6 protein-coding genes are annotated in these 6276 nt (G+C 67.8%); 2 read left to right on the forward strand and 4 right to left on the reverse strand.

Features of this window, described 5'->3' with window-relative positions:
• Positions 1 to 48: 48 nt before the first annotated feature.
• Positions 49 to 999 (reverse strand): LysR family transcriptional regulator, encoded by a 951-nt coding sequence (locus JYJ84_RS25835; protein ID WP_174956339.1) that lies wholly within the window; start codon positions 997 to 999, stop codon positions 49 to 51.
• A gap of 105 nt (positions 1000 to 1104) precedes the next feature.
• On the opposite strand from JYJ84_RS25835, the gene JYJ84_RS25840 reads away from it, so the two are divergent.
• Together JYJ84_RS25840 and JYJ84_RS25845 are read left to right on the forward strand one after the other, a co-directional pair.
• Entirely contained in the window at positions 1105 to 2460 is a 1356-nt protein-coding gene (locus JYJ84_RS25840) for an aspartate aminotransferase family protein (protein ID WP_174956338.1), read from the forward strand.
• A gap of 49 nt (positions 2461 to 2509) precedes the next feature.
• Positions 2510 to 4027, forward strand: coding sequence for a CoA-acylating methylmalonate-semialdehyde dehydrogenase (locus JYJ84_RS25845; protein WP_175222041.1), 1518 nt, complete (start codon positions 2510 to 2512; stop codon positions 4025 to 4027).
• 147 nt (positions 4028 to 4174) lie between these two features.
• On the opposite strand, the gene JYJ84_RS25850 is transcribed toward JYJ84_RS25845, so the two are convergent.
• The 3 genes from JYJ84_RS25850 to JYJ84_RS25860 form a co-directional block, all read right to left on the reverse strand.
• Positions 4175 to 4549 carry a hypothetical protein gene (locus tag JYJ84_RS25850; RefSeq protein WP_122946954.1) on the reverse strand — a complete coding sequence of 125 codons (375 nt, stop codon included), beginning with the start codon at positions 4547 to 4549 and terminating at the stop codon, positions 4175 to 4177.
• A 295-nt stretch (positions 4550 to 4844) separates the two neighbouring features.
• Positions 4845 to 5780: a DMT family transporter gene (locus JYJ84_RS25855; protein WP_174956337.1), complete on the reverse strand. Its 936-nt coding sequence runs from the start codon at positions 5778 to 5780 to the stop codon at positions 4845 to 4847.
• Positions 5781 to 5906: 126 nt separating this feature from the next.
• Positions 5907 to 6276 (reverse strand): AEC family transporter (locus JYJ84_RS25860; RefSeq protein ID WP_205189602.1); only part of this gene is annotated, 370 nt, incomplete at its 5' end.

A 6276-nucleotide genomic window follows, 5' to 3' on the forward strand; every position in this document is an offset into this window, starting at 1 on the left:
CACTCAGGCACTCAGCCAGCCACTCAGCCCACTCAGCCGCGACAATCGTTACGCCGCCGGCCGCGCCGTCGCATGCGCGGCTTCGAGACACGACTGAAACAGCAGCGCGGCCCGCGACGGCCGCGGCGAGCGCCGCAGCAGGCTCACGAACCGGCACCGGTAATTGAACCGGTGCGGCGCGATCGGCTGCATCAGCCCCTTGTTTTCGAAGCTTTCCGCGTAATGGTCGGGCAGGAAGCCGAGATAGCGGCCGGACAGGATCAGCGTCGCGATCGACTCCTGATCCGACGCGGTCGCGCTGCGCGTGAGCTTCGCGCGGTGACTCAGTTCCATGTTCGGCGAATGGAAGCCGAGGCCCGCGAACGCATGGTTGCGGATCGTCGTCCACGTGAGCTTGCCGTGCGGCGCATCGTAAAGCGGGTGCTGGCGGCCGCAGTAGAGCAGCATCCGTTCGTCGAACAGCTCCGAATACACGAGGCTGCCCGAGTTGCGGTGCGCGGGAATGATCCCGACCTGATAGCTGCCGTCGATGATCCCGCGCTCGACCTCGTTGATCGACGCGACATGCAGGTTCAGCGCGACGTCGGGCGCTTCGTCGGCGAACTGGCGGATCGCGTCGCCGAGCCGCGCGTTCGCGTTGGTGGCCGTCTTGTCGAATACCGCAATGTGCAGTTCGCCGCCCATCCTGTCGTGAATGCCGTCGATCCTGCTGCGAAATGCTTCCATCGACGCGAGCAGTCGCAGCGTCTCCTCGTACACCGTCTGGCCCTCGGGCGTCAGCGTGAAGCCCGCGCGGCCGCGCCGGCACAGCACGAGGCCGAGGCGCGTTTCGAGGTCCTTCACGTGCCGGCTGATCGTCGAGATGCCGATATTCAGCTCCAGTTCGGCCGCCGCCATCCCGCCGCACTGCACGACGCCCTTGAAGACCCGCAGCAGGCGGAGATCCATGTCGCTGAGCTGCCCGAGCAGCGCGCGGCTCTTCGGTTTCTTTGCTTGCATAGTTGAGCAAGTGAACATTGATATTGCGATATTCAAAAGACTAATTGGCGTCCCGACAATGTGCAACATCATCACAAGGAGGAGGGGCGCGCCGCGCCGACCGACATGACCGACATCACCACCGCCCAGCAGGACGAAACCAACCTCCGTACCGACGCCGCCTGGCTCGACGCGCACTGGATGCCGTTCACGGCCAACCGCCAGTTCAAGGCCGATCCGCGCATGATCGTGTCGGGCAAGGGCGCGTATTACACGGACGGCGAAGGCCGCAAGATCTTCGACGGCCTGTCGGGCCTCTGGTGCACGGGCCTCGGTCACGGCCGCACGGAAATCGTCGAAGCCGTGAGCCGCCAGGTCGCGCAGCTCGACTACGCGCCGGCGTTCCAGTTCGGCCACCCGAAATCGTTCGAACTCGCCAACAAGATCAAGGACCTGACGCCGGCCGGCCTCGACTACGTGTTCTTCACGGGCTCGGGCTCGGAAGCGGCCGATACGTCGCTGAAGCTGGCCCGCGCTTACTGGCGCGCGAAGGGCAAGGGCACGAAGACGCGCCTGATCGGCCGCGAGAAGGGCTATCACGGCGTGAACTTCGGCGGTATCTCGGTCGGCGGGATCGGGCCGAACCGCAAGCTGTTCGGCCAGGGCCTCGACGCCGATTTCCTGCCGCACACGCAACTCGCCGAGAACAAGTTCTCGCGCGGAATGCCCGAGCACGGCGCCGAGCTGGCCGACCGCCTGCTCGAGCTGATCGCGCTGCACGACGCGTCGAACATCGCGGCCGTGATCGTCGAGCCGTTCTCCGGTTCGGCGGGCGTGGTCGTGCCGCCGAAGGGCTATCTGAAGCGCCTGCGCGACATCTGTACCGCGCACGACATCCTGCTGATTTTCGACGAAGTCATCACGGGCTTCGGCCGTGCCGGCGCGATGACGGGCGCCGACGCGTTCGGCGTGGTGCCGGACATCATGAACTTCGCGAAGCAGGTGACGAATGGCGTGCAGCCGCTCGGCGGCGTGATCGCGACGAAGGAAATCTACGACACGTTCATGGCCGCGGGCGGCCCCGAGTACATGCTCGAATTCCCGCACGGCTACACGTATTCGGCGCATCCGGTCGCGTGCGCGGCCGGCGTCGCGGCGCTCGACCTGCTGGTGAAGGAAGACGCGGTGGCCCGCGTGCGCGATCTCGCGCCGCATTTCGAGGCGGCGGTGCATGGGCTGAAGGGCCAGCGCCACATCGCGGACATCCGCAACTACGGGCTGGCAGCCGGCCTGACGATCGCGGCGCTGCCGGGCGAGCCGGCACGGCGCCCGTACGAGATCGCGATGCGCTGCTGGGCGAAGGGTTTCTACGTGCGCTACGGCGGCGACACGATCCAGCTGGCGCCCCCGTTCATTTCGGAGAAGCGCGAGATCGACAACCTGGTCAACGCGCTGTCCGACGCACTGAACGAAGTGGACTGAGCCGCGGCCTGCGCTGAGCGATAACCGAATTCACGAAAGAGCCAGATACATGAAACACGACAGCAACGTAACCTCCACCGTCGGCCACCTGATCGACGGCAAGCGCGTCGACGGCGGCAGCCGCGTCCAGCCGGTGTTCGACCCGGCCACCGGCGAATCGCACAAGAGCGTCGCGCTCGCCGACAAGCTGACCGTCGAAGCCGCGATCGCGTCCGCGCAGGCCGCGTTCCCGGCCTGGCGCAACACGCCGCCGCTGAAGCGCGCCCGCGTGATGAGCCGCTTCAAGACGCTGCTCGAGGAGCATGCCGACGAGCTGTGCGCACTGATCACGGCCGAACACGGCAAGGTGCTCGCCGATGCGATGGGCGAGCTGCAGCGCGGGATCGAGAACGTCGAATACGCGACCTACGTGCCCGAGCTGCTGAAGGGCGAGCACAGCAAGAACGTCGGCCCCGCGATCGATTCGTGGAGCGAGTTCCAGGCGCTCGGCGTCGCGGCCGGCATCACGCCGTTCAACTTCCCGGTGATGGTGCCGCTGTGGATGTGGCCGATGGCCGTCGCGTGCGGCAACACGTTCGTGCTGAAGCCGTCCGAGCGCACGCCGTCGTCGACGTTGCGCATGGCCGAGCTCGCGCTCGAAGCCGGCCTGCCGCCGGGCGTGCTGAACGTCGTGAACGGCGACAAGGAAGCGGTCGACACGCTGCTGACCGACGCGCGCGTGAAGGCGGTGAGCTTCGTCGGCTCGACGCCGATCGCCGAATACATCTACTCGACCGGCTGCGCGCACGGCAAGCGCGTGCAGGCGCTCGGCGGCGCGAAGAACTTCGCGGTCGTGATGCCGGACGCCGACATCGGCAACGCGGTGAACGCGCTGATGGGCGCCGCGTACGGCTCGTGCGGCGAGCGCTGCATGGCGATTCCGCTGGTCGTCGCGATCGGCGACGAGACGGGTGACAAGGTCGTCGCGGGCCTGAAGGCCGAGATCGAGAAGATGAAGGTCGGCCCGGGCAACGGCGCGGGTGTCGACATGGGCCCGCTCGTCACGCAGCAGCATTTCGAGAAGGTGACGGGCTTCGTCGAAGCGGGCGTGGAAGCGGGTGCGACGCTCGTCGTCGACGGCCGCAGCGTGAAGGTCGACGGCCACGACGGCGGCTATTACCTCGGCCCGTGCCTGTTCGACAACGTGAAGCCCGGCATGCCGATCTACCAGCACGAGATCTTCGGGCCCGTGCTCGGCGTGATCCGGCTGAAGTCGCTCGACGAGGCGATGGCACTGATCGACGCGCACGAGTACGGCAACGGTACGTGCCTGTTCACGCGCGACGGCGAGGCCGCGCGCTACTTCGGCGACAACATCCAGATCGGCATGGTCGGTATCAACGTGCCGCTGCCGGTGCCGGTTGCGTACCACTCGTTCGGCGGCTGGAAGCGCTCGCTGTTCGGCGACCTGCACGCGTATGGCCCGGACGCCGTGCGTTTCTACACGAAGCGCAAGACGATCACGCAGCGCTGGCCGTCGGCCGGTGTGCGCGAAGGGACGGTGTTCAGCTTCCCGTCGAACCGCTGACGCGCCACCCGGCTGCATGCGTCGTCCGCCTGCCTAGCGGCGGTCAACGCAATGCGGCCGACGTGACCGCGCAAAGGCCCGCTTCGATCGACGATCGGAGCGGGCTTTTTCATGTCTGCGCGGATGGGGCAGAACGCGGCAGAACGCTTACGGTGCCACCACGTGCCACATGTCCTTGAAGTTGTCGCCGTTGCGGTCGCCCTGTTTCATGTCCTTCGAGAAGAAGTACAGCGGCTTGCCCTTGTATGCCCATTGCGGGCTGCCGTCGTCGCGCTTGACGATCGTGTAGGGCCCGACCGGAGCGTCGGTTGCACTGGCCTTGTAGGGCGGCCAGAAGGATTCGCACTGGCCGGTGCACGCGCTGGTGCCGGCGTTGGCCTTGTCCTTGTCGAACGTATAGACGGTCATCCCGTTCGCGGCGACGAGCGAACCGTTTTCGACTTTCGTGATCGAGCCTTGAGCCGACGCCGAAGCGGATGCAATGGCGAGCAGGGCGGAGCTGACGAGCAGCGCGGCTTTCATGAGGGCCTCCTGTAATCCGGTGGGCGGCCGCGATCGTGCACGAGCGAGCGTGCGCCGGGATCGCGATGAATGGTGCCGGAACGCAGTGCCGTCGCCGTCGGTGCGAGCGACGCAGGGTCGAATGGCGGCGAACGGAGCGCTCCATTCACGATAGGCGGTTTTTGGCGGGGCTGCGAGAACATCGGGGGCGTATCGGCCGCGCGTCGGCGTCGCGCAACGGCATGGCGATCGCCGCCGTGCTTCGCTCCGGTATTAAGCATCCGTCCCCGAGGGGCGCGTTGCGCATGCCCGTGCGTCAGCGTCTCGCCCGATTGGTCAGCGCGACGCCCGCGATCACGAGCGCACCGCCGGCCAGCATCGACGGCGACAACGGCTCGCCGAGCAGCGCAACCGACAGCAGCACGCCGAACACGGGCACCAGGTTGGTGAACACGGCCGCGCGGGCCGGCCCGAGTTCGCGGATCCCCTGCGAATACCAGACGAACGCGACCACCGTGCCGATCGCGCCGAGGTAGAGCATCGACGCGACGGCCTGCCACGTCAGCGGCGTGCCGCTGGCGGCGGGCGAACCGAACAGGTGCGCGACGATCAGCAGCGCGAGGCCCCACAGTGCCGCATACGTCGTGGCCGCCAGCGGCGACAGCCCGTCGAGCGCGCGCCGGCCGATCACCGTATAGGCGGCCCAGCTCAGCACCGCGCAGAGCATGTAGCGTTCGCCGGCGCCGAACGTGTTGCCGAGATCGGTCAGCACCCGCAGCAATTCGCCACGGCTGATTACGATCAGCGCGCCGAACAGCGCGACGGCGATGCCGGCCCAGCGCGACAGCGACAGGCGTTCTCCGCGCACGACGATCGACAGCAGCACAGCGGTGGCGACGGGATTCAGCGCGACGAACAGCGCGGTGCGCCCCGCCGGCATCCGCGCGAGTGCCGCGAAAAAGCACACGTTGTACAGGAAGATGCCGGTCGCACCGAGTCCGAATGTCGTAAGGATCTGGCGGCCGCTCAGCTTCGGCAGCCCGCCTTCGATCTTCCATGTCAGCACGACCAGTAGCAGCGCGGCGATCGCGAAGCGTCCGGTGGCCGCGGCGGTCGCCGACATCGTCGCGGCCAGGATCCGGCCCGCGATGAACGTCCCGCCCCAGAACAGCGCGACGAGCGTGAGCTTCACGTAGATGGCCGCGTGCGGCCGGGTGGCGACGATGGCGGCGGGCGGGGCGGGAGCGTTCATGTGACGGGATTTCTCGGTGAGCGCCTGCGGCAACGCATGAGCGACCGTGCGCGGCCGGCGATTGCAAATCGCGCGATGGCCGGCGTGCAGGCTGGATTCAGGGGGATGGGATCGGGCGCTGCGTCGTCAGCGAAACACGGGCGCCGACGCGAGCGCGGTCAGCACGACGGGCATCGCGAGCGCCGCGGCGATCGTCTGGAACGCGGTGATGCCGGCCATCAGTGGCGCGTCGCCGCCGAGCTGGCGCGCCATGATGTACGACGCCGACGAAGTGGGCAGCGCCTGGAACAGCAGCGCGACCGTCAGCGCCGCGTCGCCGAGCCCGAACAGGCGGCCGGCGGCGAGCGTGATCAGCGGCATCGCCATGAACTTGAACGCCGACGCGACGCACACCGGCTGCAGCCACGCACGCGCCGCATCGAACCTCAGCGCCGCGCCGACGCACAGCAGGCCGAGCGGCATCGGCCCGACGCCCCGCGCGCGCCCCGCGTGGCCG

Origin of the sequence: Burkholderia sp. LMG 13014 (assembly GCF_905232215.1) — a bacterium.
Lineage (GTDB): Bacteria > Pseudomonadota > Gammaproteobacteria > Burkholderiales > Burkholderiaceae > Burkholderia.

What these genes read in the sequence shown, in the direction of transcription:
- JYJ84_RS25845 (WP_175222041.1), top strand. Translation starts at nt 2,510, where the DNA reads ATGAAACACGACAGCAACGTAACCTCCACCGTCGGCCACCTGATCGAC.
- JYJ84_RS25855 (WP_174956337.1), bottom strand. Translation starts at nt 5,780, where the DNA reads ATGAACGCTCCCGCCCCGCCCGCCGCCATCGTCGCCACCCGGCCGCAC.
- JYJ84_RS25835 (WP_174956339.1), bottom strand. Translation starts at nt 999, where the DNA reads ATGCAAGCAAAGAAACCGAAGAGCCGCGCGCTGCTCGGGCAGCTCAGC.
- JYJ84_RS25840 (WP_174956338.1), top strand. Translation starts at nt 1,105, where the DNA reads ATGACCGACATCACCACCGCCCAGCAGGACGAAACCAACCTCCGTACC.
- JYJ84_RS25850 (WP_122946954.1), bottom strand. Translation starts at nt 4,549, where the DNA reads ATGAAAGCCGCGCTGCTCGTCAGCTCCGCCCTGCTCGCCATTGCATCC.